Consider the following 22,082-nt stretch of genomic DNA (forward strand, 5'->3'; position numbering starts at 1 on the left):
CACTTCGGCAGGTCATTTCAGCAGGTTGGCGATCATGAAGCCCAGGGCGACGAGGCCGAGGACGAAGATGACCCCGCGCAGGACCCCCGGCGACAAGCGGCGGCCCACCTTGGAGCCGATCACGCCGCCGATCAGCGAGCTGACGGCGATCAGCCCCACGACGGCCCAGTTGATCCGGCCGAAGGCAAAGAGCAGGTACGAGGCGGCCGCGACGACGTTCACACCCAGGACCAGGATGTTCTTCATGGCATTGGCGTTCTGGATGGTCCCGGTCATGAAGACGCCGAGGATGCCGACCAGCAGGATGCCCTGGGCCGCGACGAAGTACCCGCCGTAGACGCCGGCCAGATACACCAGGACCACGAGCAGGATGCTGTGGCGCCGGTCCCGGATGGCGTGTTCGGGGTTCTCTTCCCGGTTCCGCACCCATTGCTGGAGCTTGGGCTGGAACACCACCATCAGCAGGGCCACCACAATGAGGGCCGGGGCGGCGTAGTGGAAGACCTTCTCGGGCAGGTGCAGCAGCAGGTAGGCTCCGCTGACGCCGCCCAGGAGCGAGGCGGGCAGGAGCCGGAGCAACTGCCTGCCCCGGCCGGTGAGTTCCTTCCGGTAGCCCCAGGCCCCGGCGGCGCTGCCGGCCACTAGCCCCATCGCGTTGCTGATGGACGCCGTGACGGGCGCGTAGCCGAGGGCGATCAGCACCGGGAACGTGACGAGGGTTCCGGACCCGACAACGCTGTTGATGGTGCCTGCCCAGAGCCCGGCGAAGAAGATGAGGACGCTACTGAGGAACTCCACGCGCTGTCAGGGGCCCGTCAGCGGCGGGCTGCGGCGGTGTAGCGTCCCGCTGTGACGCTGACGTCCAGCGGCAGCCCGAACGTCTCGCTCAGGTTTTCCGCGGTGAGGACCTCCGCCAGCGGACCCTGGGCCACCACGCCGCCGTCGCGCATCAGCATGGCGTGGGTGAATCCCGGCGGGACCTCTTCGAGGTGGTGCGTGACGAGGACGATCGCCGGGGCGGCCGCGTCGCGGGCGAGTTCGCTGAGACGGTGGACGAGGTCTTCGCGGCCGCCGAGGTCGAGTCCGGCGGCGGGTTCGTCGAGGAGCAGCAGTTCCGGGTCCGTCATGAGGGCCCGGGCGATCTGGACGCGCTTCCGCTCCCCCTCGGACAGCGAGGCGAAAGGACGGTTGAGCAGCGGGCCCATGCCCCATTCGTTGAGCAGGCCGAAGGCGCGGCGCTCGTCGTCCCTCTCATAGCCTTCGCGCCAGCGGCCGGTGACACCGTAGGCGGCCGTCACGACGACGTTGAGGACCTTCTCTTGCTCGGGGATCTGGTTGGCCAGGGCTGCCGAGGACAGGCCGATCCTGGGCCGGAGCTCGAAGACATCGACGGCGCCGAGGATTTCCTCCAGGATGCCGGCCATGCCGCTCGTGGGGTGGATCCGGGCGGCGGCGATCTGCAGCAGTGTGGTCTTACCGGCACCGTTGGGGCCCAGGATCACCCAACGCTCGCCTTCCTTGACCTGCCAGTCCACCTTGTCCAGGAGCGTTTTCGCCCCACGTACAACGCTGACGGCGGCCATTTCAAGAACATCACTCATAGGAGTAGACACTAGGACAAAAAAGCGGACTACTGATAACCGGAGGCGCGCCCGCGTGCGGGTGCGCGCCGTGTCCGCGCGTCGCGTCCGGCGCGGGGCGGTCGAAGCTCGGACTCTAGCCGCCAACTTTGTGGTTTCCTGCTGTGATTGTAGCGAGGTCATGGCGGAATGTTTCGGGCTCATTGGTGACCGGCAGATTCACATCGTCTTCGGCCGCGTCGAGGGATTCGCCCGAGTCTGGCGTGAGTGAGTCAAAGACTGCGGTGAGGTCGTCTTGTTCGGGTCCGTGGTCGGCGATGAGTTCGAGTGTTTTGTGGTTGGCTGCGTCGATGCGCAGGCTGTCGATGAGGACGCGGGCGATCTGGTCCCGGGCGATGACGCCGTCTGCGGGTGAACCGGCCTGGCGTTTGTCGCCTTGGAGCATGACGATGGTGCGCTGGTCGGGTTGGTTGTAGTCGAACCAGCCCGGGCGCACGATCGTGTGCGGGTTGCCGCTCGCCCGGACAAGCCGCTCGCTGCGGAGCTTCCAGGTAGCATAGGCGACTCCCGGGCGGGTAGTGCCGATGGCTGTCATCAGGGCGATACGGACCCGCCGGCCACGCAGAGCCTTGAGGACGTTGGCGACGCCGGCATAGTCGTTATCCCGGACGTCGCGTTCGCTGGTGGTGGACCCGTGGGTGAAGACAATCGCGTCCACCTCCTGGACAGCCGCGGCAAGGGTTTCGGGACGGGTCAGGTCGCCGACGACGAGTTCGACGCCGTCGGGAAGGATTTTGGCGGCGCGGGCCTTGTCGCGGACGAGGGCCCGCACGGTGTAGCCCTGCCGCAGCGCTTCGGCCGCGGCGTAGCGGCCGATGCTGCCGGTGGCACCGGCAATCAATACCGTTGACGGACGATTGGTCATCGTTTCTCCTTGACTGAGGCTTCTGTTGTTTCACGCTGGGTGGCGGCCCAGCTGGCGAGGACTTTCAGTGCGTCCTCTGAGGGTGTGTTGGGGTCGGCCGTGTAGACGTTGATGCGCAGTCCCGGATCGGCGGGAAGTTCCATTGCCTCGTAGCTCAGGTCCATGTCTCCGACGATCGGGTGGTGCAGGCGCTTGCGGCCGGCGCGGTGGTACTTCACATCGTGGCGGGCCCACCGGGTGCGGAACTCTTCGCTGCGGGTCGAGAGTTCACCGACCAGGTCGGTGAGGTCTCTGTCGTAGGGGTTTTTCCCGGCGGCGGACCGCAGGACAGCGACGACGTCGTCAGCGGCCCGCTCCCAGTCGATGAAGAATTCGCGTGCTTTCGGGTTCAGGAAGGTGAACCGCGCGCTGTTCGGCGGAGCGGCCCCTCTTTCATCATGTCCAGATATAATGCCCGGCCCAGCTCATTGGCAGCGAGGACATCCCCGCGGTCGTTGCGTACCCAGGCGGGCGCCGTCGTGATGGCATCGATGACGCGTTGCACGCTCGGCCGAACTGTGTGCGGGCTACGCTTGCGCCGGACCCGGGGGGAAGCGGTCGCGGCGCGGGCCAGGTCGAAAAGGTGGGCCGTTTCGGCGTCGTCAAGTTTCAAGGCGCGGGCGAGGGCTTCGAGGACACTGTCGGAGGCGCCGGAGAGGTTTCCGCGTTCAAGGCGGATGTAGTAGTCGATGTCATCCCGGCGAGCATGGCAACTTCCTCGCGGCGCAGCCCGGTGACGCGGCGGTTGCCGCCATAGGCCGGAAGCCCGGCTTCCTCGGGCGTGATCCTTGCACGGCGGGAGCTGAGGAACTTCCGCACGTCATCGCTGTGTGTCATGGCAGCCACGCTACGCCGCCGTCCCGAGGGCGAGGGAGGGACTGTCATTACCCGGAACGTCAGTGACTCCCGGACCGTAAGAATTCGCGGTTGCATGGAAAGCATGAAACCGGCACCTACCACCGCCCCTCATCCGGGAGCGATCCTGGCGATCATCCTCGCCAGCTACTTCATGATCCTGCTGGACAACTCGGTCATCTTCACCGCGCTGCCCAGCCTTCAAGCCGACCTGCAGCTGAGCACCAGTGAGCTCTCCTGGGTCCAGGATGCCTACACGCTGGTCTTCGGCGGCCTGCTGCTCCTCGGCGCCCGGGCCGGTGACCTGCTGGGCCGGCGGCGCGTGTTCGTGTTCGGCTGGTGGTGTTCTCACTCGCGTCGCTGCTGATCGGACTGGCCCCGGCGGGCTGGTGGGCGATCGCCGGCCGGGCCGTGCAGGGTATCGGGGCTGCGATCGTGGCCCCCGCGTCCCTGTCCTTGCTCACGGCGAGCTTCCCGGAAGGCCGTGAGCGCACCCGGGCGGTGTCCCTCTACGGTGCGACCGCAGGGATCGGTGCCAGCCTCGGCCTGGTCATCGGCGGCGCACTGGCGCACTGGATTTCCTGGCGCGCCGGGTTCTTCGTCAACGTACCCATCGGCGCGGCGATGATCGCGCTTGCTCCCCGATTCCTCCCGGAAAGCGGACGTGCCAGCGGCCGCTTCGACGTTTCCGGGGCGCTGACTGCGACCCTCGGGGTGGGTGCATTGGTATTTGGGATCATCAATACCGCTGAAGTGGGCTGGACCTCGCCGGTCACCGTTACGGCCGTGGGCGCCGGCGTCGTACTCCTGGTCCTGTTCGTGATGATCGAACGCAAGGCGGCCCAGCCGATCATGCCGTTGCGGCTGTTCAAGAGCCGCCGGCGCACCGGCGCCTATGTGGCACGCTTCCTCTACCTCGGTGCGATGATCGGGTTCTTCTTCTTCACCACACAGTTCATGCAGGAAGTCCTTGGCTTCGACCCGCTGCAGGCCGGTCTCGGATTCCTGCCCATGACCGCCGTAAACTTCGCCGTCGCGATGAGCATTCCGCCGTTGGTCAGGCGGATGCCGGGCTCGGTTGCCCTGCTGGCCGGTATCCTGATCACCCTCGCCGGGATGTTCTGGCTCAGCCGCGCCGGTGTCGACTCCAGCTATTCGACGGGAGTCGCCCTGCCGATGGTCCTCATTGGCGCCGGCCAGGGCTTCGCCTTCGCGCCGCTGACCTCATTCGGCATCATTGGTGCCCCTGCGGCCGACGCCGGCGCGGCTTCGGGCCTGGTGAACACCTTCCACCAGGTTGGTACCTGCCTGGGGCTCGGCATCGCGGTCGCGGCCGCCGCCACCGTCCCCACCGGAGACCCTGCTGCGGAGCACCTGGCCGCACAGGTCAGTGCCGCACTCACCACGGGCAGCGTCCTCCTTCTCCTGGCCCTGGTCACCACAGCGGCCCTCATCCTGCCCGCAGATCTCGCGGTCCGGCGAGCCGGGAAAACAAGGTCGACCGTGCCCGCACCGGAGGCTGAGCCCGCCCGCTGAACTGTCTGAGACCCGATCCCCTGGGGCTCCCCGGACAACAACACCTATCTACTTTCCCTGCCTCCTTCATTCCCCCCCAATCCACACGCGTTCAACACCACAAAGGAAAAATGCGATGAAAACACGTAAGCTCGGCGACGGCCTTGAAACATCGGCCATCGGCCTCGGTTGCATGGGACTGAGCTTTGGCCTTGGCCCCGCTACCGACCGGACCGAAGCCCTTGCCGTCATCCGCTCCGCCGCCGAACGCGGCGTCACCTTGTTCGACACCGCCGAGGGCTACGGCCCCTACGTCAACGAAGAGCTGGTCGGCGAAGCGCTGCAGCCCATCCGCGACGGCGTTCAAGTGGCCACCAAGTTCGGGTTCGACATCAACGCCGACGGGGAAACGGTCGGACTCAACAGCCGCCCCGGGCACATTCGGGACGTGGTTGAGGCGTCACTGCGCCGGCTGCGCACCGATCACATCGACGTGCTGTACCAGCACCGGGTCGACCCTAACGTCCCGATGGAGGACGTCGCAGGCACCGTCAAGGAACTCATCGCCGAGGGCAAGGTACGTCACTTCGGACTGTCCGAGGCGAGCGAGACAAGCATCCGCCGCGCCCACGCCGTCCAACCCATCGCCGTCATCCAGGACCACTACTCACTGTGGATGCGGGAACCGGAAACCACGAAGTTCGGGGTCTGCGAAGAACTGGGGATCGGGCTGGTCGCCTGGGGCCCGCTCGGACAGGGATTCCTCACCGGCGGCATCACCCGGGACATGAAGTTCGACAACCCAAATGATCTCCGGGCGGACTTCCCGCGCTTCACGCCTGAGGCACTTGAGGCGAACTTCGCCCTCGTCGACTTCCTCAAGAATTTCGGAGCCGAAAAAGGCGCCTCCCCGGCGCAACTGGCACTGGCCTGGCTCCTGGCCCAGAAACCGTGGGTCGTTCCGATCCCCGGCGGCACCCGCCTGACCCACCTGGACGACAACCTGCCCGCAGCCGACCTCGAACTCAGTGCGAACGACCTGCAGCGGATCGACGAAGCCCTCGCCGCGCTCGACCTCGTCGGCGCACCGCTTTCGGCAGGGCTGGACGCCGCCATCGACCGCGACCACTAACCACAGGGTCAACTGCTGGCCAATCATCGGTACCCCCCGGGGCGCCGACAATTGGCCAGCCCCGCCCCCTCACCAAAACCGCCCGGCTGAACCAACACACCTGCACTTCATGGGGGTACTGACATGCACTCCCAAGCGGTCCGTGACCGGTGTTGACTGGAAGCCGGCAACAACCACTAAGGAACCCTCACCATGCGAGCAACACTGATGTACGGCGCCGGAGACGTGCGCGTCGAAACCGTTCCCAACCCCACCATCCAGGAGCCCACTGACGCTATCGTGCGCATCCTCGCCGGCTGCATCTGCGGCAGCGATCTGTGGCCCTACGCCTCCAAGCCGGAAACCTCCGAAGGCGCCCGGATGGGTCACGAGTTCGTAGGCGTCGTCGAAGAACTCGGCTCCGAGGTGACAGGCCTGTCCGTGGGTGACTTTGTCATCGCACCATTCGTGGCCTCCGACGGCACCTGCGATTTCTGCAAGGAAGGACTGCAGACCTCCTGCCGCCACGGTGCCCACTGGGGCGGTCACGACGACGGCGGCCAGGGCGAATTCGCCCGGGTCCCGCAGGCGTCGGGCACCCTCGTCGTGGTGCCGGGGGGCTTCGACGAGAAGCTGATCCCGTCCCTGCTGAGCCTCTCCGATGTCATGTCCACCGGATACCACGCGGCCAAGAAGGCCGGTATCCAGCCCGGCCAGACGGTCACCGTGATCGGTGACGGCGCTGTGGGACTCTCAGCGGTTCTCTCCGCCAAGCTCATGGGCGCCTCGCGCATCATCCTCATGGGCCGGCACGAGGCCCGCACCGACCTCGGCCGCGAATTCGGCGCCACCGACGTGGTGGCCGAGCGCGGTGAGGAAGGCATCGCCAAGGTCAAGGAACTCACCAACGGCGACGGAACCCATGCCGTGCTCGAAGCCGTGGGCCTCAAGCCAGCGATCGAGATGGCGATCGGTGTCGTGCGCGACGGCGGCGTGATCAGCCGCGTCGGAGCACCCCAGTTTCCTGAGGTGCCGTTCGGCTTCCCCGAGTTCATGCGCAACATCACGCTCACCGGCGGCGTCGCACCGGCCAGGGCCTACATCGAGGAGCTGCTGCCGCTCGTGCTCGACGGCACCATCGAACCCGGCAAGGTCTTCGACCGCACCATCGGCCTGGACGACGTCCCGGCCGGCTACAAGGCCATGGCCGACCGCGAAGCACTCAAAGTGCTCGTCCGCCCGTAACGAAAGGACCAGGACCTTATGGACATCAGACTCAACAACGGGGTCGTCATGCCCGCCCTTGGGCTCGGCGTCTTCCAAAGCCCACCGGAAGAAACAACGGCCGCGGTCGAGGCCGCCCTTGCTGCCGGTTACCGGCACATTGACACTGCCGCCGCCTACGGAAATGAGCGGGAGGTCGGCGACGGCATCCGCAGCTCCGGGCTCGACCGGTCCGACGTGTTCATCGAGACCAAGGTCTGGGTCAGCGACTACGGCTACGACCAGACGCTGCATGCCTGGGACAAGGCGACCGGCAAGCTCGGGGTGGACTACCTGGATCTGCTGATCCTGCACCAGCCGGTCCCGGGCCGCTTCGAGAAGACCATCGCCGCGTACAAGGCGTTGGAGACCCTGCTCGCCGACGGGCGGGTGCGGGCCATCGGTGTCAGCAACTTCATGCCGCATCACCTCAAGCGACTGCTCGCGGAAAGCGATGTGATCCCGGCCGTGAACCAGGTGGAGCTGCACCCGTACTTCAGCCAACCGGGTGTCCGGGCAGCCGACGCCGAACACGGCATCACCACCCAGGCGTGGTCGCCGATCGGCGGCATCACCTTCTACCCCGGCTGGGGCGAGGACCGGAAGAACGTCATGCAGGACCCGGCCATCGCCGCGATCGCTGAAGAGCACGGCAAGACGCCCGCGCAGGTCATGCTCCGCTGGCACCTGCAGCAGGGCCGCTCAGCCATCCCGAAATCGACAAACCCGGCACGCATCGCCGAGAACTTCGACATCTTCGACTTCGAACTCACGGGCAAGGAACTGGCATCCATCGACGCGTTGGACACCGGCGTGCGCAACGGCCCGGACCCGGACCTCTCCCGCGACCAGTGGTTCGATGTGTCCATCCCCGAAGCCTAAGCACGACAGAACCAGACCGGAGAGAAGGAACCAGCATGGAATACCGCTCGCTTGGCCGCACCGGAGTCAAAGTCAGTCCCCTGTGCCTGGGTGCGATGATGTTCGGCCCCTGGGGTAACGAGGACCGCGCTGACAGCATCCGCATCATCCACCGTGCCCTTGATGCAGGGATCAATTTCGTCGACACCGCGGACGTCTACTCCGGCGGGGTATCCGAGGAGATCGTCGGGCAAGCGCTGGAAGGCCGGCGCGATGACGTCTTCCTCGCCACCAAGTTCTTCATGCCCATGAACCAGGATGACCCCAACCAGCGTGGCGGCTCCCGCCGGTGGATCATCCGGGAGGTGGAGAACTCCTTGCGTCGGCTGAACACCGACTACATCGACCTCTACCAGGTCCACCGGCCCAGCCCGGACACGGACGTCGAGGAAACCCTCGGCGCGCTCACCGACCTGGTCCGCCAGGGCAAGGTCCGGTACATCGGATCCTCGTCCTACTCCGGATCCCAGATCGTCGAAGCCCAATGGGCGTCACGGGAACGGAACCTGGAACGGTTCGTCACAGAACAGCCGCCCTACTCGATCCTCGTCCGCGGCATCGAGGAAGACATCCTCCCCACGGTCCAACGGCACGGAATGGGCACCCTCACCTACAGCCCGCTGGCCGGCGGCTGGCTCTCCGGCCGCTGGCGCAAGGACTCCGCATCCGCACCCACGTCAAGTGCCCGCCCGAGCGCCCGGTTCGACCTGACCAGCCCCGCGAATCAGCGCAAGCTCGACGTCGTGGAGGACCTGGCTCTTCTGGCCGAAGAGGCCGGGCTGACACTGATTGAACTGGCGATCGCGTTCGTGATCAACCACCCCGGCGTCACCTCCGCCATCGTGGGACCACGCACCATGGAACAGCTCGAGTCTTACCTGCCGGCGGCCGACATCACTTTGTCCAGCGACGTTCTGGACCGCATCGACAAGCTCGTCGCCCCCGGTGTGACCGTCAACCCGGACGACAACAGCTACGGCGCGCACGAACTAACAGCGCAGGCACGACGACAGACACGACCATGACCAATGAGGCCATTGAAGCCCTTCATGAGGCCATGTTCGAGGCGATGGTAGCCGGGGACCTGGCAGAACTGGGCTCCATCCTTGCCAGCGGATTCACCCTCACCCACATGACCGGATATGTGCAGTCGAGGTCGGAATGGCTGGAAGCGATTGAATCCGGCGAGATGCAGTACCACCGGATGGAAACGGTCGAGGCCACCCGAAGCAGGGATGGGACCGTGCCCGCGCTGAGCGCCCGAACGCTTACCGACGCCACGATCTGGGGTTCCAGAGCCACCTGGCGCCTCACGTTGCGCTCCTGGTTCGAGCCCCGCGGAGACACTTGGGTCATCACACGCACGGTCGCATCAACCTGGTAACAGGACACACCCGCGTTCAGACGCGGGCAATAGACCACCATATTGAAAAGAGATGCCATGGAGGGCCTGGAAACCGTCGTACTCCTGGGCATGACCGTGCTGGCCGGCGCGATCCTGGCTCCCCGGCTCAGAGTCGCCGCACCGTTACTGCTGCTGGTCTTCGGCCTCCTCCTCGGCCTGGTTCCGCAGGTGCGGCAGATTGAGCTGCCACCGGAGACGGTGCTGCTGGTCTTCTTGCCGGTGATGCTGTTCTGGGAAAGCCTGACCACCTCGCTCCGGTCCATCCGGCGTGACCTCCGTGGCATCGTGTTGCTCAGCACGCTGCTGGTTGTCGCCTCCGCCCTCGCCGTCGCGGGAGTGGCACACCTCCTCGGCCTGCCATGGAACACTGCCCTTATCCTCGGTGCCGCCCTCGCTCCTCCGGACGCGACAGCCGTTGCGGCTTTGGGCCGGATGCTGCCACGCCGGAATTTTATGCTGCTTAAGGCAGAGAGCCTGACTAATGACGGCACAGCCTTGGTGCTCTACGCAATTGCCGTTGGCGCGACCCTTGGCGGTAGCTACACCCCGGTCAATATCGCTGGCCTATTCGCCCTCTCCTATGTTGGAGGGGCGGTCGCGGGCATCCTGGTGGCGACTGCGGCCTACCTGCTCCTGGTCCGGGTACGCGACCCGCTCATTACTAACATCGCCCTGCTGATCACCCCTTTTGCCTCTTTCCTGCTCGCCGAAGCCGTTCACGCTTCCGGAGTGCTAGCCGTTGTTGCTGCGGGGCTGATCATCTCCTATACCTCCGGCCGGATCAGCACGGCAGCATCGCGCCGCCAAACCGAATCTGCATGGCCTCTGGGCTCCTACCTCCTCAACGGTGCCCTGTTCGTCCTCATCGGCCTCGAGGTGCAGGCCGCCATGCACGAGATCGATGCCCGCGATGTGGGCCGGCTTCTGCTGACCACAGTTGCCGTGTGGCTGGCGCTCATCATCATCCGGTTCGTGTTCCAAACCGTGAGCGTCGCCGTCATCCGGGTCCTGGACCGGCGCCCATCCCAACGCGGACGCAGGATGACCTACCGGGCACGAATCGTCAGCTCCATCGCCGGCTTCCGCGGAGCAGTCTCGCTGGCAATAGCCCTGTCCGTGCCCTTGGCACTCGATGACGGCACTCCACTCCCGGGCCGCGACGACATCATCTTCATCAGCGCCGGCGTGATCGTGCTGACCATGCTCGTCCAAGGCCCCCTGCTTCCCATAGTCGTCCGGTGGGCCAAGCTTCCCGACGAACCCGAGGAGGAAGAGCTCCGCGTGGCCGAACTTGCCATTGCCTCCGCCGCCGTTACCGCCGTCGATCAAATCGCCCAGGAACTGGGGACCAGCGCGGACATCCACGGCCGCGTGGCGGCCGAGTATCGGTCCCACCTATCGGTCACGCAGGCGCTGAAGGAAGGATCCGATCCGCTGGGGACTACACAGTCGCGCCAGGAAGAAACAGCCCTCCGCCAAGCCGTCCTCGAGCGGAAGCGGGAGGTACTTCTCGAACTCCGGCTGGCGGGCACGGTCGATGACACCGTCGCCCGGAGAATCCAGACCAGGCTCGATGTCGAAGAACAACGCCTCACCGGAGTCGAAATGGTGGACTGATCATTCCGAAGATTCTTGTTCTTGCAAACGACGGATCGCAAGAAGGTTGTATCGAGAACTGCACCGACTGAAACGGCCGAGGAAGGGACCTGCGACGGCCCGGGCAAGATTCCGGCGCCGTCTTCAATCGGTTATCTCTATTTTCAGCCTCTGGACCCGTCTCGAAACTTCACTGCCTCGGAACCCTAGCCTTCCAAGACTGCCCTCCTGGCGGGGAGGGTCGATGTGTCTGCCGGCTCAGCCACATTCTGCACCCGTGGAGGGTCATCTAACTTGGCCGCGGCGGCATGATAAGCCGCGAACTTTGCGGACGCGCTTGACCAATCCAGGACAGCCCGTGGCCGGCTGTTGATCTCCTGAGCGGCGAACAAGACATCTGCCGGTTCAACCGTGCTTAGGTCATCTCCCTTCCGGAAGTACTGACGGAGCAAGCCATTGGCGTTTTCGTTCGATGCACGCTGCCACGGGCTGGCCGGATCGCAAAAGTACACGAGCGTCCCCAGGGCGGCGGTGACCTCGGCGTGTTTGGCCATCTCTGATCCCCGGTCCCAGGTCAACGTCCTTCGCAAGGTGACCGGCATAACCCCGAGCGCCTCAATGAGCTGGTCACGCATGTTATCGGACCTGTTTCCCGGGCGGAGGGCAAAGGCGACGAGGAGTCGGGAAGAGCGTTCAACGAGCGTCACTATCGCTGATTTGTTGCCCTTCCCCATGATGAGGTCACCTTCCCAGTGGCCGGCTTCTTCCCTGGTAGCGATGTGGGCTGGGCGGTCACCGATTTTTAAAGCATCGGTAATGTACTGGCGTGGCTTGACCTTGGTCCGGGACCTCGGCCGCCTGCTGAACTTGCCCGAACGCAGCAGCCGGGCAGATCCAGTTGGAACTGGACGGATGCTCAAATGGTAAAGCGCCCGGTAGATCGTTTCATGGGCGAGATGCCGGTGCTTTTGCTCTGGGAACCTTTGCTTCAGGGCTCGGCAGACCTGCTGAGGGCTCCAGCGCTTCGACAGACACCCCACAACGTAATGCCGCAGCTCGTTATCTATAGCAAGCTTGGCCAGCCTTGGCCTGGGCTTTCTCTTTTGTGCCATTCTCTGGGCTCGGAACGGATGATAGCGACGTGAGTCGGGGCGGTTCCGGGCCAACTCCCTGCTGATTGTGGACGGCGACCGCCCAAGATCACGAGCGATGGATTGAAGACTCGCCCGCACCAGCAACCGGTCGGCAATGTAGATGCGTTCGTCCTGGTTACGTCCCGCTGAGTGGTGGAGTTTGCCTCGACACCGTGCGGGTCAGTTCTCTGATTATGCTGCAGTGAGTTCGGGGAGCAAAATCGCCTCCTCGACCGGTTCGGCGGGTGCCGTGTTCATTGCCTTGAGTTCGGCCATGGAGGCCTCGGAAAGGTAGCGGCGGTCCCCGGCTTCCCACTCGTCGTGTTGCTCGACGAGGACCGCGCCGGCGAGCCGGAGGAGGGCCGCGGGGTTGGGGAAGACCCCGACGACGTCGGTCCGCCTCTTGATTTCCTTGTTGACCCGTTCCATGGGATTCGTGGACCAGATCTGGCGCCAGTGCCTGGCCGGGAACCCGGTGAACGCGAGCACGTCGTCCCGGGCGTCGCCGAGCATCGCGGCGACCTTCGGGTGGGATTTGAGAAGCATCCGGGTGACTTCGTCGAACTGGGTGTTGACGTGCCCGGCATCGGGCTGGGCGAAGGCGGTGCGGATGATCGAGGCGACCATGTCCTGGGATCCCTTGGCCACGGTCGAGAGCACGTTGCGCATGAAATGCACCCGGCAGCGCTGCCAGGCCGCGCCCTGGAACACCGTCCCGATGGCTTTCTTCAAGCCGCTGTGGGCGTGTCGGAGATCACCAGCTTCACTCCGTCCAGCCCGCGGGTCTTCAGCGACCGCAGGAACGCGGTCCAGAATCCCTCGTTCTCGCTGTCGCCGACGTCGAAGCCCAGGACTTCCCGGCGTCCGTCGGCGGCCACCCCGAAGGCGACCACGACCGCCTGGGACACCACCCGGTGCCCGACGCGGGCCTTGCAGTAGGTGGCGTCCAGGAACACATACGGGTAGTCCATGGCCGAGAGGTCGCGGTCCCGGAACGCGCCGACTTCGTGGTCCAGGTCCTCGCAGATCCGGGACACTTCGGACTTGGAGATCCCGGTATCGGCCCCGAGCGCTTTGACCAGGTCGTCGACCTTGCGGGTGGAGACCCCGTGCAGGTAGGCCTCCATCACGACCGCGTAGAGGGCCTGGTCGACGCGGCGGCGGCGCTCAAGCAGGGCCGGGAAGAACGACCCGTTCCGCAGCTTGGGGATCTTCAGGTTCAGGTCCCCGGCGGTGGTCGTCAACGTCCTGGGCCGGGACCCGTTGCGTTGGGTGGTCCGTGCCTCGGTGCGTTCGAACGGGGCGGCGCCTATGAACGCGGTCGCCTCGGCCTCGATGAGCTGCTGGTACAGCGTTTCGGTCGCGGCACGGATCCGGTCCGAGACGTCGGTGAGCTTCAGTTGTCCAAGCAGGTCGAGCAGGGCAGACTGGTCTAGAGCCATCGTGTGTTTGTGTCCTTTGTGAGTTCTTTGATCGGTACTCACTGACCATCGCACGATGGCTCTTCACGTCGGGAATCCGATACTCAGAAGCCGGGAACTACACCACTCCACGGGACGTAACCAGCAATAGAAGAATCAGGGCCGGAACCTCGATGAGTTCCTCCCCTGGTTCTGCATTTCGTGGCTGCGCTTTTGCCGGTCCTGCGCTGAAGGGAGCCGGTGTCAGCCGGTCGGAATCATCAGCCTCCTGGCTGACATCGGTCTATGGTCTGAGGCCGTGGGAATGCAGGAACTTTCGCCAGATACCCATGCAGCTCGTGGCAAGTTCCAAGGCGTCACGGGTTTCCGTGCCACTGCTTGTTGAAATCTCGATAGTCACCTGCCCTTGCGGCTGTGTCACTACCGAGCTAACGCGGGCACTCATGGCGTTGGCGCGGTCGAGGGTGTGATGCTTAGACGTGTTTGCGAAGGCATTGCATATCTGCAGGTCAGGTTCGCTCTGCAACAAGGTGCCTATGTCTTCATGTTTGACACTGATCTCCGGGTCTTTTTTGAGCCAGTCGCCGAGATGCCAGCTGTGGATGAAAAAATCCTTTACCGTCGTCAGCGCTTCTTGATTGTCGACGGTGCCCGCATAGAGATTCTGAACCTTCTTATAGGAGCGTTCGACCTGACCCCATTGTTCCAGCCAGGACTTTTGAACTCCGTAGCCCACTTCCACTTTCGCAACATCGGGCATGCCCACGCCCTCAAGTGGCACACCCGCCCAGGCATGACCGCAGTGGGGACACCGCCCGGACTTGCTATCCTCCGGCAGGTCCCGCTGACAATTCGGACACGTTGCCATGTTTCGCTCCTAGCGCTCAGCTGCGTGGTACTTCTCCACGATGTCGGCCTGAATCCGGCCGCGGCTATTGACCTGAAGGCCCTGGCTAAGCGCCCACTGCCGGATGTCACTGGCACTGGAGGCGCCGGGCCGGGAGGTGCGGACCCGTCCACCAGTTTTACGGGCAGCCTTGGTGAAGCGGCTGAGGGCTTCACGCAGTTCGTCCGCGTGAGCCTCATTGAGGTCGATGGCGTATTCAACGCCGTCCAGGGCGAATAAAACCGTTGCACTTCCCTCGGAGCCGTCGAGGTCATCTTCAAGGACTGTAATTGTGCGACGCATTTCACAAGTCTACTGCCCAGTAGAAACGATCACCTACCTGTTTATTGCCGCGGCTATCCCGACGAATATGAGGATTAGAACCACGCCGGGGCCAGCGAATGAGGTTACTGGCGGCAGGCCCTTCGTGTAGTTGGAGAAGCCCTTACCGTCGACGCGGATCACGGCGCAGCTCCTGGCCGGCAGGACCGTGCGGTACTGCTTCGCCAGGTCCTTCATGGTCAGTGGGGGCTCGTCCCGGAGCGCGGTGTCAGTAGTCATGCCCCACCTGGGTGCGGAATCGAGCCGCTACCTGCCCGGTTAGGTCGGTGGCCAGAGTTTCGGGTCGAAGCCGAAGCGGTTGGGCCCGCCACCTGTCGTCCGGCCGGTCTGGCCGTGACGCGGCTCGAGCTCGCCTGAGGCGGCTGGTTCCGTTGATTCGGGCATGGGGCGGGCTCCAATCTGGACACTGGAGAACGGGGCTCCCTGAATGTCGCCCGGTCCGGAATGCGCCGCACTATGACGTCCCCGCCGGCCCCTGCCCACAATATGCTCTTCTGGCGGCCATGCACTCAGGACTTTCGGCCCTTCAGACCGCAGATGATACCAGGGCCGCCTCGGCAACTTCCGCTTTTGACGCCAACTGTTGCCCCTGCAAACGATCGCACATAGGCTCGTGAATGTGAGTGGCGGGGACGGTATTCCGAAAAGCGGAACCGCCCAGCGACCCGTGAAGGAAATCAAGCATGGCAACAGGTACTGTCAAGTGGTTCAACTCCGAAAAGGGCTTCGGTTTCATTGCCCCTGACGACGGAAGCGCTGACGTGTTCGCACACTATTCGGCAATCGCATCCAGCGGTTACCGCTCGCTCGACGAGAACCAGAAGGTTCAGTTCGACATCACCCAGGGCCCCAAGGGCCCCCAGGCTGAGAACATCCAGCCGCTCTAGCAGTCCACGAGAGACTGGCCAGCCGATGCGGCCGGCCAGTCTCTTGCTGTGTCCGCGGGTCCACCCGCTAAGCCTCGATCCGCCGACCGGGTTGAGGTTGCAGCGGCGTTTAAACGGAGAATGCCTGTCGGATCGGGAAAAACGGGGTTTGTCTGAACCCCGTTTGGCCGATCCGAGAGGCGTTTCCGACATTCGGTGCAAACGACTTCTGAAAACGACGGGCATACCCCAACCGGACGTCAGGGCGGCGGCGGGCAATCGAGTCAGGCTAGGGTCGCTTTTCTGGTTTCTTGACACCCGGCGGCAGGGGTCTCAGGGTTCAATCTGACACTCTTCGTATAGCCTCCCAGCTCGACTGTACAGTTTCGAGAACTATTTATGAGAACCAGGGCCTTTGGCTGGCGATTGTCGTCGCAAGGATGGTTTCCCACGGAACGGCGCCGGTGTGCAGCTGTGCGCGGCAGGCACCACGATTCTTGAATCAACCTGTTCTTGAAATCCTTCGTTTCCAAGCAAGCAGCGATGCAGACTGTTCTAGTTCCCAGGTTCCGGGCCCGGACTACCCATTCGCGAATTGCACTCGCGTACGGGCTCCCGCTCGCCAGATTCCCCAAGCTCGTTCGATCTGGGACCTCATGGTCGAGACAGTAGCCTGCCCTTCTTCCTCCGTGAGATATGTGCAGGATCCCAGACGGAGCGCGTCTGCTTGGGTCTTGGCATTGATTTCGGTGTAGATGGCGCGGTAGACGGCATCCTTGAGTGATGTTCCGACGGCCACTGAACCGTGGCCACGCATCAGCAGGACGGGTGATTGTGCCAGGGACGTCGCCAGGGCCTGGCCGGATTCGGCCGTTCGAATGAGCAGATCTGATGCGTCGCCGATTACGTCCCGGATTTCGAATACCGGTGTTGGCTTGGCGAGGAAGCCGGCCATGTGCATAACTGCCAGCAGCGGGGTGTCTACGACGCTAAATGGAACCACGGCCGGTGAGTGGCTGTGGACGATGGCCAGCACGTCAGGACGGGCCTTGTAGATTTCGCCGTGGATGAAGCGTTCCAGGTATACCGGTCGCGGATCCAGGGTTTCGCCGTCGAGATTGAACTCGAGGATGTCGTCTTCACTGACGAGCGCCGGGGCGAGGTTTCGGGAAAGAAGAAACCTGTCGGGCCTGTCCGCGGCGCGTGTGCTGACATGACCGAACGCGTCCAGTACGCCCTGGTCGAACAATATGTGATTGGCGTCAACGAGGTCGGCCAGCTGCACGGCCCGGCTCGTGTTTTCCTGCTTCATTGCAGTTCCGCTGTTCATCTTCCAGTTTCTCCTCAGTGAGTTGGCTTCTACCCTCGGCCGCTGTCTGTCAGGCTGCACTTTGCTTCGATCAAGAATGCGCCGCCCGCTTCTTCTATTCGAGAGGATTCTTCTATGAGGAACAGATCAGGTAGGAGCCTTCCTGTGAGTCAGACTTCCCCGGCTCAAGTCTCCCGATACCCGGAAAGGCCGGTGGTGGCCCGTTGGGCGACGGCCAACAAATCGGCGCCCAACTTCTCGATCGTTCCGCTGTTCATGCGGCTCGTGGGCCCCGCGATGGAGAGGGCACCCACCGCGTCCCCGATCTCGTTGTGCAGGGCCACACTCACAGCTCGCACCCCAGGTTCCGTGTCCGGGAGGCTGACGGCATATCCCTTCATCCGTATCAGTGCCAGTGAGTGGGCCAGCGCGTTCCACTCCCCCTGCGAAAGTCGGGCCTCATCGTCCGGTGCCGCGTCGGCCTCTTCGCCGACGTAGTAGAGGTCGCGCAGCTGCTGGTCGGCTAGTTCTGCCAGCAGGGCCCTGCCTCCCGAGGCGGCACGTGCAGGCAACACAGTTCCCCGGCGGTCCCCGACCCGAAGATATTGCGTGCATTCGACAGTCGCGATGAACCGCGTCCACCGTCCGCTGCGGATGGACAACTGGACAGACTCATCGCTGCGATCACGCAAAGCGTGCATGTGGGGCAACATGATTCTGGTCAGTTCCGACGTGGGCCTGTGCTCAACAGCCGATACGAAGAGTGACGGGCCGGGTCGGTACTTGTGTGACTCATCGCGAATGGCGAAGTCGCGGTAGACGAGCATGGAAAGCAGCCGGTGAGCGGTCGACCGCACCACGCCCAGCGCCTCAGCGGCCTCTGTGACACCCAGCTGACCCTGGTCGCGCAGCAGATGCAGAAGCACCAGCGCGTTATCCACCGAGGACAGAGCATACGGCGGTTTGTTCTTCATAGAAGAATCATAGAGCCTCTGTGGTTGCGGTCACATAGCGTTGAAACACAGGTTGACGAAGCAATGGCGAGGGAAATCCGGCCACAAATTTCAGCGGTTGTAGCGCAAACTGTCGCTGAAAACACCCCCTTGCGTTCTGCCGACGAAGGCCACCGTGGAGGGAAATAATTTGGAAAGGCTCCATCAATGATGATGACCACACACACAGACGAATTGATACCGTCCAAGGTTGAGGCCGTGCTCAACCGCCAATTCCGGCTTCTGGTCGGCGGCCGGCTGGTTCCAGCCCTGTCGGGCGCCTCATATGAGGTTCTGAGCCCGGTGACCGAAACTGTAATCGCGCAGGTTCCGGACGCCGGAACTGATGACGTGGAAGCGGCTGTCACTGCCGCAGAAGCGGCGAGAAAGGCCTGGCGCAGGACAATACCGGCCGATCGCGCGGCCATGGTGCAGCGCCTTGCCGACGCCATCGAGGCACATGCGGAAGAACTTGCTCTCCTGGATGCGATTGATGCGGGTTCTCCTATCAACAATGCCCGCAACGACGTTGCCATGGCGGTAGCTAACCTGCGGATGTTCGCATCGTTTGCCCTGGAGATGAAGGGGACGACCATTCCTGCCAGCAGCAACATCCATATGACCCTCCGTGAGCCCATCGGGATCGTGGCACGCATCGTGCCCTTCAATCACCCGCTGATGTTTGCGTGCAAGGTTGCTGCACCGCTCGTCGCGGGAAACTGTGTGATCCTCAAAGCCCCCGACGTCGCACCACTGTCTTCCCTGCGCCTGGGAGAGCTCGCTGCTGACATATTTCCCGAGGGCGTATTGTCCATTCTGGTCGGCAACGGCCCCGAGGTCCCGCGTGCGATCGTACGGCATCCAAAGGTGCGCCGGATCGGTTTTATCGGCAGCGAGGCCACGGGCCGGGCGATCCAGCGCGATGCCGCAGAGGCGGGCGTCAAGGAGGTCACACTCGAACTCGGCGGAAAGAACGCCATGCTGGTCTTCCCCGACGCCGATCTGGAGAAGGCCGCTGCCGGCGCCGTCGCTGGAATGAACTTCACCTGGTCAGGGCAATCCTGCGGGTCAAATTCCCGGCTCCTCCTGCACGAGAGCGTGGCCGATGAGGTGACCGCCAAGGTGGTCAGGATCGTCAACGCGCTCACGATCGGCAACCCGCTGGACGAAACATGCGACCAAGGCACGATGATTTCCCGCGCCCAGTACCAAAAAGCACTCGACTTCATCGAGATCGCAAAGTCCGAGGGTGCGACCGTACTGACGGGCGGGGGCCGGCCAGACGGGTTCGAACGGGGCTTCTATGTCTCCCCCACTGTTCTCGCTGACGTGGGCCCGGAAACCCGGATAGCCCGCGAGGAAGTCTTCGGCCCGGTGCTGTCCATCATGACTTTCCGCACCGAGGAAGAAGCCATTGCAATCGCCAACAGCGTCGAATATGGCCTGACGGCCAGCGTCTGGACCGAAAATATCACCCGCGCGCACCGCGTCATAGGTGAACTGGAAGCCGGATTCACGTGGATCAACGGATCCTCCCGCCACTTCCCGAATGTTCCCTACGGCGGGTACAAGGCTTCTGGAATCGGCCGTGAAGAAAGCATCGAAGAACTGCTGAGCTACACCGAGCTTAAGACCGTAAACATCATGCTGTAACCCTGCACCAGACCCCCGCGTCAGAGCACCCTCCGGGCTTCGCCTGCAGGCCGGCGTCAGCGGCGCCAGCACCAGTACAGCTACACCTGATCACCCTTCGCCGTGACTGAGTTCACGGCATTCATCTATCGTTTCGGGAGAATTCACATGACATATGTCATCGGCATCGACACCGGCGGAACCTTCACCGACGCTTTTGTCGCCGACCACCAGGACAGGATCGCGGCAGCCAAGACGCCTTCAACACCACCGGATTTTGCTCAGGGGTTCCTCAACTCCATTGACGATCTCGCGGTGGAATTGGATTTGACGACGTCCCAGCTCCTTGGCGACACCGACTACATCGTGCACGGGACGACCTCGACGCTGAACGCGCTCGTGACCGGAGACGTCGCCAAGGTCGGATTCCTGACTACCCGGGGTCACGGCGATTCGATTTCGATCATGAATCTGGAGGGACGGTACGCGGGTCTGGGTACCGACGAGGTCCAGGATATGGCGCGAACGGCCAAGCCGGCACCACTTGTTCCTTCCGAGTTGATCCATGAGATCAACGAACGGATTGACTACAAGGGTGAGGTGCTCGTTCCCCTGGACGAGTCCGGGGTCCGGACGGCGGTCCGTCAGATGCTTTCCGACGGTGTCGAAGCCATTGCCGTCTCCCTGCTCTGGTCCTTCCGCAACCCCGCGCACGAACTGCGGATCCGCGAAATCGTCCACGAGGAACAGCCCGATATGTACGTTGCGCTCTCCAGCGAGGTTAGCCCGCGGATCCGCGAGTACGCCCGCAGCGCGACCACCATCATGAATACCCAGGTCGGTCCAAGGCTGGGTGCCTACCTGCGCCCCCTCGAACAGGAGCTGAAAAACCGCGGGTTCGCAGGCTCCCTGCTCGTCATGCAGGGATCCGGTGGCTGCGTGTCCTCGCATGAGGCACCCAAACACGCCGTATCCACGATCGGCTCGGTCCTTACCGGCGGCATCGTTGGCTGTACCCGTATGGCTGCAGCTCTGGGACACCGGAACGTCATCTCCACCGACATGGGCGGCACCACGTTCCTGGTCGGGCTGGTTTCGGACGGCAAGCCCGTCTCGACAACGAGCACCGTCCTGAACCAGTACACCATCAGCACCCCCATGGTGGACGTGCACACGATCGGTGCAGGCGGCGGGGCGATTGCCTGGGTCGACGCCGGCGGCAACCTCCGCGTCGGGCCCCGCAGCGCCGGCGCACGGCCCGGACCGGCCTGCTACGGCGAAGGCGGATTCGAACCGACCGTCACGGATGCGGACGTGGTGCTCGGCATCGTCAACCCGAACAACTTCCTCGGCGGCCGTAAGAAGCTGGACAGGGAGCTCTCGGCCGAGGCCATCCGGAAGCACATCGCGGAGCCGCTGGGCCTGTCGGTGACCGACGCGGCCCAGGCCATCTATGCCATTCAAAATGCCCAGACCGCAGACCTCGTCCGCAAGGTCGTGGTCAACTCCGGTCAGGATCCCCGAGACTTTGTCCTGTATTCCTTTGGTGGAGCGGGACCGGTCCATGCCGCCAGCTACTCGGCAGACCTTGGCGTCAAGGAAGTCGTGGTTCCCCTGGGCTCGACGGCGGCGGTGTTCTCCGCCTACGGCCTCGCCGCGTCGGACATCGTTCTGACCATTGAACGCTCGCAGCCGCACAATTTCCCGCCGGATGTCGACCTCGTCAACGAAACGTTCGCCGGGCTCGAGGAGGAGCTCCGCTTACGCCTGATCGACCAGGGGCTGGAATTCTCCGAAATCAACTACGAACGAGAGGCCGACATCCGATACACGATGCAGATGGCCGAGGTCTCAACGCCCGTCCCCTCCGGGACCCTTGACGCAGGCCAGATCGAAGCGGTCGGGGAACGGTTCGAACAGCTCTACGAAAACATCTACGGAAAGGGCTCCGGCTTCCGCGACGCCGGACTGCAGGTCATCACGTACCGGGTCCGGGCCGTCGGCTCACTGCACATCCGGCCGGAACTTCCCGAACATCCGGTCCTGAACACTCCGCCGGCGCCAACAGGGACACGGGACGTTTTCCTGGACATCGTCAACGGCCTCGAACCGGCCGCCATCTACGACTACCGCGATCTGGGCGCGAGCCACGAAATCTCCGGACCGGCCGTCGTGGAAGCAGCGACCACCACGGTTGCCCTGCCCCGAGGCACGACCGCAACCGTCGACCGTCTGGGCAATCTCGTCATCCGCTACGCCACCGCTTCGACAACTGACAAGGAGAACTGATT

The 22,082-nt window shown here is 63.8% G+C and carries 20 protein-coding genes and 2 pseudogenes; 11 read left to right on the top strand and 11 right to left on the bottom strand.

Going from position 1 to position 22,082, the window contains the following annotated elements; genetic code table 11:
- Positions 1–12: 12 nt before the first annotated feature.
- From ACQCSU_RS01680 to ACQCSU_RS01695, 4 genes and pseudogenes are all read right to left on the bottom strand, one after another.
- Positions 13–798 (bottom strand): sulfite exporter TauE/SafE family protein, encoded by a 786-nt coding sequence (locus ACQCSU_RS01680; RefSeq protein WP_426977890.1) that lies wholly within the window; start codon positions 796–798, stop codon positions 13–15.
- Positions 799–815: 17 nt separating this feature from the next.
- Positions 816–1,601, bottom strand: coding sequence for an ABC transporter ATP-binding protein (locus ACQCSU_RS01685; protein ID WP_354244906.1), 786 nt, complete (start codon positions 1,599–1,601; stop codon positions 816–818).
- A 115-nt stretch (positions 1,602–1,716) separates the two neighbouring features.
- Positions 1,717–2,505 carry an SDR family oxidoreductase gene (locus ACQCSU_RS01690; protein WP_426977892.1) on the bottom strand — a complete coding sequence of 263 codons (789 nt, stop codon included), beginning with the start codon at positions 2,503–2,505 and terminating at the stop codon, positions 1,717–1,719.
- Positions 2,502–3,381, bottom strand: a pseudogene (locus ACQCSU_RS01695) (helix-turn-helix transcriptional regulator). The gene ACQCSU_RS01690 and the pseudogene ACQCSU_RS01695 overlap by 4 nt, the downstream one beginning before the upstream one ends.
- A 94-nt stretch (positions 3,382–3,475) precedes the next feature.
- Here ACQCSU_RS01695 and ACQCSU_RS01700 point away from each other — a divergent pair.
- The 8 genes from ACQCSU_RS01700 (at position 3,476) to ACQCSU_RS01735 (ending at position 11,231) form a co-directional block, all read left to right on the top strand.
- A complete protein-coding gene (locus tag ACQCSU_RS01700) occupies positions 3,476–3,766 on the top strand; it encodes an MFS transporter (RefSeq protein WP_426977893.1) in 291 nt (96 codons plus the stop codon).
- On the top strand, positions 3,739–4,935 hold the full coding sequence (locus ACQCSU_RS01705; RefSeq protein WP_426977895.1) for an MFS transporter: 1,197 nt from the start codon (positions 3,739–3,741) through the stop codon (positions 4,933–4,935). Before ACQCSU_RS01700 ends, ACQCSU_RS01705 begins: the two co-directional genes overlap by 28 nt.
- 115 nt (positions 4,936–5,050) lie before the next feature.
- Positions 5,051–6,046 (top strand): aldo/keto reductase, encoded by a 996-nt coding sequence (locus ACQCSU_RS01710; RefSeq protein ID WP_426977896.1) that lies wholly within the window; start codon positions 5,051–5,053, stop codon positions 6,044–6,046.
- A gap of 192 nt (positions 6,047–6,238) precedes the next feature.
- A complete protein-coding gene (locus ACQCSU_RS01715; protein WP_426977897.1) occupies positions 6,239–7,270 on the top strand; it encodes a zinc-dependent alcohol dehydrogenase family protein in 1,032 nt (343 codons plus the stop codon).
- Positions 7,271–7,288: 18 nt separating this feature from the next.
- Positions 7,289–8,170: an aldo/keto reductase gene (locus tag ACQCSU_RS01720; RefSeq protein WP_426977898.1), complete on the top strand. Its 882-nt coding sequence runs from the start codon at positions 7,289–7,291 to the stop codon at positions 8,168–8,170.
- A 35-nt stretch (positions 8,171–8,205) separates the two neighbouring features.
- Positions 8,206–9,234 (top strand): aldo/keto reductase, encoded by a 1,029-nt coding sequence (locus ACQCSU_RS01725; protein ID WP_426977899.1) that lies wholly within the window; start codon positions 8,206–8,208, stop codon positions 9,232–9,234.
- Positions 9,231–9,593, top strand: a complete 363-nt coding sequence (locus ACQCSU_RS01730) for a nuclear transport factor 2 family protein (protein ID WP_354244887.1) — start codon at positions 9,231–9,233, stop codon at positions 9,591–9,593. Before ACQCSU_RS01725 ends, ACQCSU_RS01730 begins: the two co-directional genes overlap by 4 nt.
- A gap of 57 nt (positions 9,594–9,650) precedes the next feature.
- Positions 9,651–11,231 (top strand): Na+/H+ antiporter, encoded by a 1,581-nt coding sequence (locus ACQCSU_RS01735; RefSeq protein ID WP_426977900.1) that lies wholly within the window; start codon positions 9,651–9,653, stop codon positions 11,229–11,231.
- A 185-nt stretch (positions 11,232–11,416) separates the two neighbouring features.
- On the opposite strand, the gene ACQCSU_RS01740 is transcribed toward ACQCSU_RS01735, so the two are convergent.
- The 5 genes and pseudogenes from ACQCSU_RS01740 to ACQCSU_RS01760 all read right to left on the bottom strand — a co-directional run bounded on the left by ACQCSU_RS01740 (position 11,417) and on the right by ACQCSU_RS01760 (position 15,211).
- Positions 11,417–12,442 (bottom strand): IS30 family transposase, encoded by a 1,026-nt coding sequence (locus tag ACQCSU_RS01740; protein WP_426977901.1) that lies wholly within the window; start codon positions 12,440–12,442, stop codon positions 11,417–11,419.
- Between the two features lie 93 nt (positions 12,443–12,535).
- Positions 12,536–13,785: pseudogene (locus ACQCSU_RS01745) on the bottom strand (IS256 family transposase).
- A gap of 262 nt (positions 13,786–14,047) precedes the next feature.
- The gene (locus tag ACQCSU_RS01750) at positions 14,048–14,524 is read right to left on the bottom strand and encodes a hypothetical protein (protein ID WP_426977902.1); all 477 of its coding nucleotides are present in this window, start codon (positions 14,522–14,524) and stop codon (positions 14,048–14,050) included.
- 117 nt (positions 14,525–14,641) lie between these two features.
- Entirely contained in the window at positions 14,642–14,953 is a 312-nt protein-coding gene (locus ACQCSU_RS01755; protein ID WP_426977904.1) for a histone-like nucleoid-structuring protein Lsr2, read from the bottom strand.
- A 33-nt stretch (positions 14,954–14,986) separates the two neighbouring features.
- On the bottom strand, positions 14,987–15,211 hold the full coding sequence (locus ACQCSU_RS01760) for a hypothetical protein (protein ID WP_426977906.1): 225 nt from the start codon (positions 15,209–15,211) through the stop codon (positions 14,987–14,989).
- A gap of 464 nt (positions 15,212–15,675) precedes the next feature.
- Here ACQCSU_RS01760 and ACQCSU_RS01765 point away from each other — a divergent pair, with 464 nt between their 5' ends.
- Complete coding sequence (locus tag ACQCSU_RS01765) at positions 15,676–15,879, top strand: cold-shock protein (RefSeq protein ID WP_055802320.1); 204 nt, start codon at positions 15,676–15,678, stop codon at positions 15,877–15,879.
- Between the two features lie 559 nt (positions 15,880–16,438).
- Here ACQCSU_RS01765 and ACQCSU_RS01770 read toward each other — a convergent pair.
- Together ACQCSU_RS01770 and ACQCSU_RS01775 are read right to left on the bottom strand one after the other, a co-directional pair.
- Positions 16,439–17,188, bottom strand: a complete 750-nt coding sequence (locus ACQCSU_RS01770; protein ID WP_426977908.1) for a class II aldolase/adducin family protein — start codon at positions 17,186–17,188, stop codon at positions 16,439–16,441.
- Between the two features lie 164 nt (positions 17,189–17,352).
- Complete coding sequence (locus tag ACQCSU_RS01775) at positions 17,353–18,141, bottom strand: IclR family transcriptional regulator (RefSeq protein WP_426977910.1); 789 nt, start codon at positions 18,139–18,141, stop codon at positions 17,353–17,355.
- Between the two features lie 192 nt (positions 18,142–18,333).
- Here ACQCSU_RS01775 and ACQCSU_RS01780 point away from each other — a divergent pair, with 192 nt between their 5' ends.
- A complete protein-coding gene (locus ACQCSU_RS01780) occupies positions 18,334–19,812 on the top strand; it encodes an aldehyde dehydrogenase family protein (protein WP_426979909.1) in 1,479 nt (492 codons plus the stop codon).
- Between the two features lie 147 nt (positions 19,813–19,959).
- Positions 19,960–22,080: a hydantoinase/oxoprolinase family protein gene (locus ACQCSU_RS01785; protein ID WP_426977912.1), complete on the top strand. Its 2,121-nt coding sequence runs from the start codon at positions 19,960–19,962 to the stop codon at positions 22,078–22,080.
- The last annotated feature ends 2 nt before the right edge of the window (positions 22,081–22,082 follow it).

The sequence above is a fragment of the Pseudarthrobacter sp. O4 genome (assembly GCF_050157025.1).
Taxonomy (GTDB): Bacteria; Actinomycetota; Actinomycetes; order Actinomycetales; family Micrococcaceae; genus Arthrobacter.

What these genes read in the sequence shown, in the direction of transcription:
- ACQCSU_RS01710 (WP_426977896.1), top strand. Translation starts at nt 5,051, where the DNA reads ATGAAAACACGTAAGCTCGGCGACGGCCTTGAAACATCGGCCATCGGC.
- ACQCSU_RS01780 (WP_426979909.1), top strand. Translation starts at nt 18,334, where the DNA reads ATGACCACACACACAGACGAATTGATACCGTCCAAGGTTGAGGCCGTG.
- ACQCSU_RS01735 (WP_426977900.1), top strand. Translation starts at nt 9,651, where the DNA reads ATGGAGGGCCTGGAAACCGTCGTACTCCTGGGCATGACCGTGCTGGCC.
- ACQCSU_RS01725 (WP_426977899.1), top strand. Translation starts at nt 8,206, where the DNA reads ATGGAATACCGCTCGCTTGGCCGCACCGGAGTCAAAGTCAGTCCCCTG.
- ACQCSU_RS01715 (WP_426977897.1), top strand. Translation starts at nt 6,239, where the DNA reads ATGCGAGCAACACTGATGTACGGCGCCGGAGACGTGCGCGTCGAAACC.
- ACQCSU_RS01755 (WP_426977904.1), bottom strand. Translation starts at nt 14,953, where the DNA reads ATGCGTCGCACAATTACAGTCCTTGAAGATGACCTCGACGGCTCCGAG.
- ACQCSU_RS01720 (WP_426977898.1), top strand. Translation starts at nt 7,289, where the DNA reads ATGGACATCAGACTCAACAACGGGGTCGTCATGCCCGCCCTTGGGCTC.
- ACQCSU_RS01730 (WP_354244887.1), top strand. Translation starts at nt 9,231, where the DNA reads ATGACCAATGAGGCCATTGAAGCCCTTCATGAGGCCATGTTCGAGGCG.
- ACQCSU_RS01765 (WP_055802320.1), top strand. Translation starts at nt 15,676, where the DNA reads ATGGCAACAGGTACTGTCAAGTGGTTCAACTCCGAAAAGGGCTTCGGT.
- ACQCSU_RS01770 (WP_426977908.1), bottom strand. Translation starts at nt 17,188, where the DNA reads ATGAACAGCGGAACTGCAATGAAGCAGGAAAACACGAGCCGGGCCGTG.
- ACQCSU_RS01750 (WP_426977902.1), bottom strand. Translation starts at nt 14,524, where the DNA reads ATGCCCGATGTTGCGAAAGTGGAAGTGGGCTACGGAGTTCAAAAGTCC.
- ACQCSU_RS01685 (WP_354244906.1), bottom strand. Translation starts at nt 1,601, where the DNA reads ATGAGTGATGTTCTTGAAATGGCCGCCGTCAGCGTTGTACGTGGGGCG.
- ACQCSU_RS01785 (WP_426977912.1), top strand. Translation starts at nt 19,960, where the DNA reads ATGACATATGTCATCGGCATCGACACCGGCGGAACCTTCACCGACGCT.
- ACQCSU_RS01760 (WP_426977906.1), bottom strand. Translation starts at nt 15,211, where the DNA reads ATGACTACTGACACCGCGCTCCGGGACGAGCCCCCACTGACCATGAAG.
- ACQCSU_RS01775 (WP_426977910.1), bottom strand. Translation starts at nt 18,141, where the DNA reads ATGAAGAACAAACCGCCGTATGCTCTGTCCTCGGTGGATAACGCGCTG.
- ACQCSU_RS01700 (WP_426977893.1), top strand. Translation starts at nt 3,476, where the DNA reads ATGGAAAGCATGAAACCGGCACCTACCACCGCCCCTCATCCGGGAGCG.
- ACQCSU_RS01690 (WP_426977892.1), bottom strand. Translation starts at nt 2,505, where the DNA reads ATGACCAATCGTCCGTCAACGGTATTGATTGCCGGTGCCACCGGCAGC.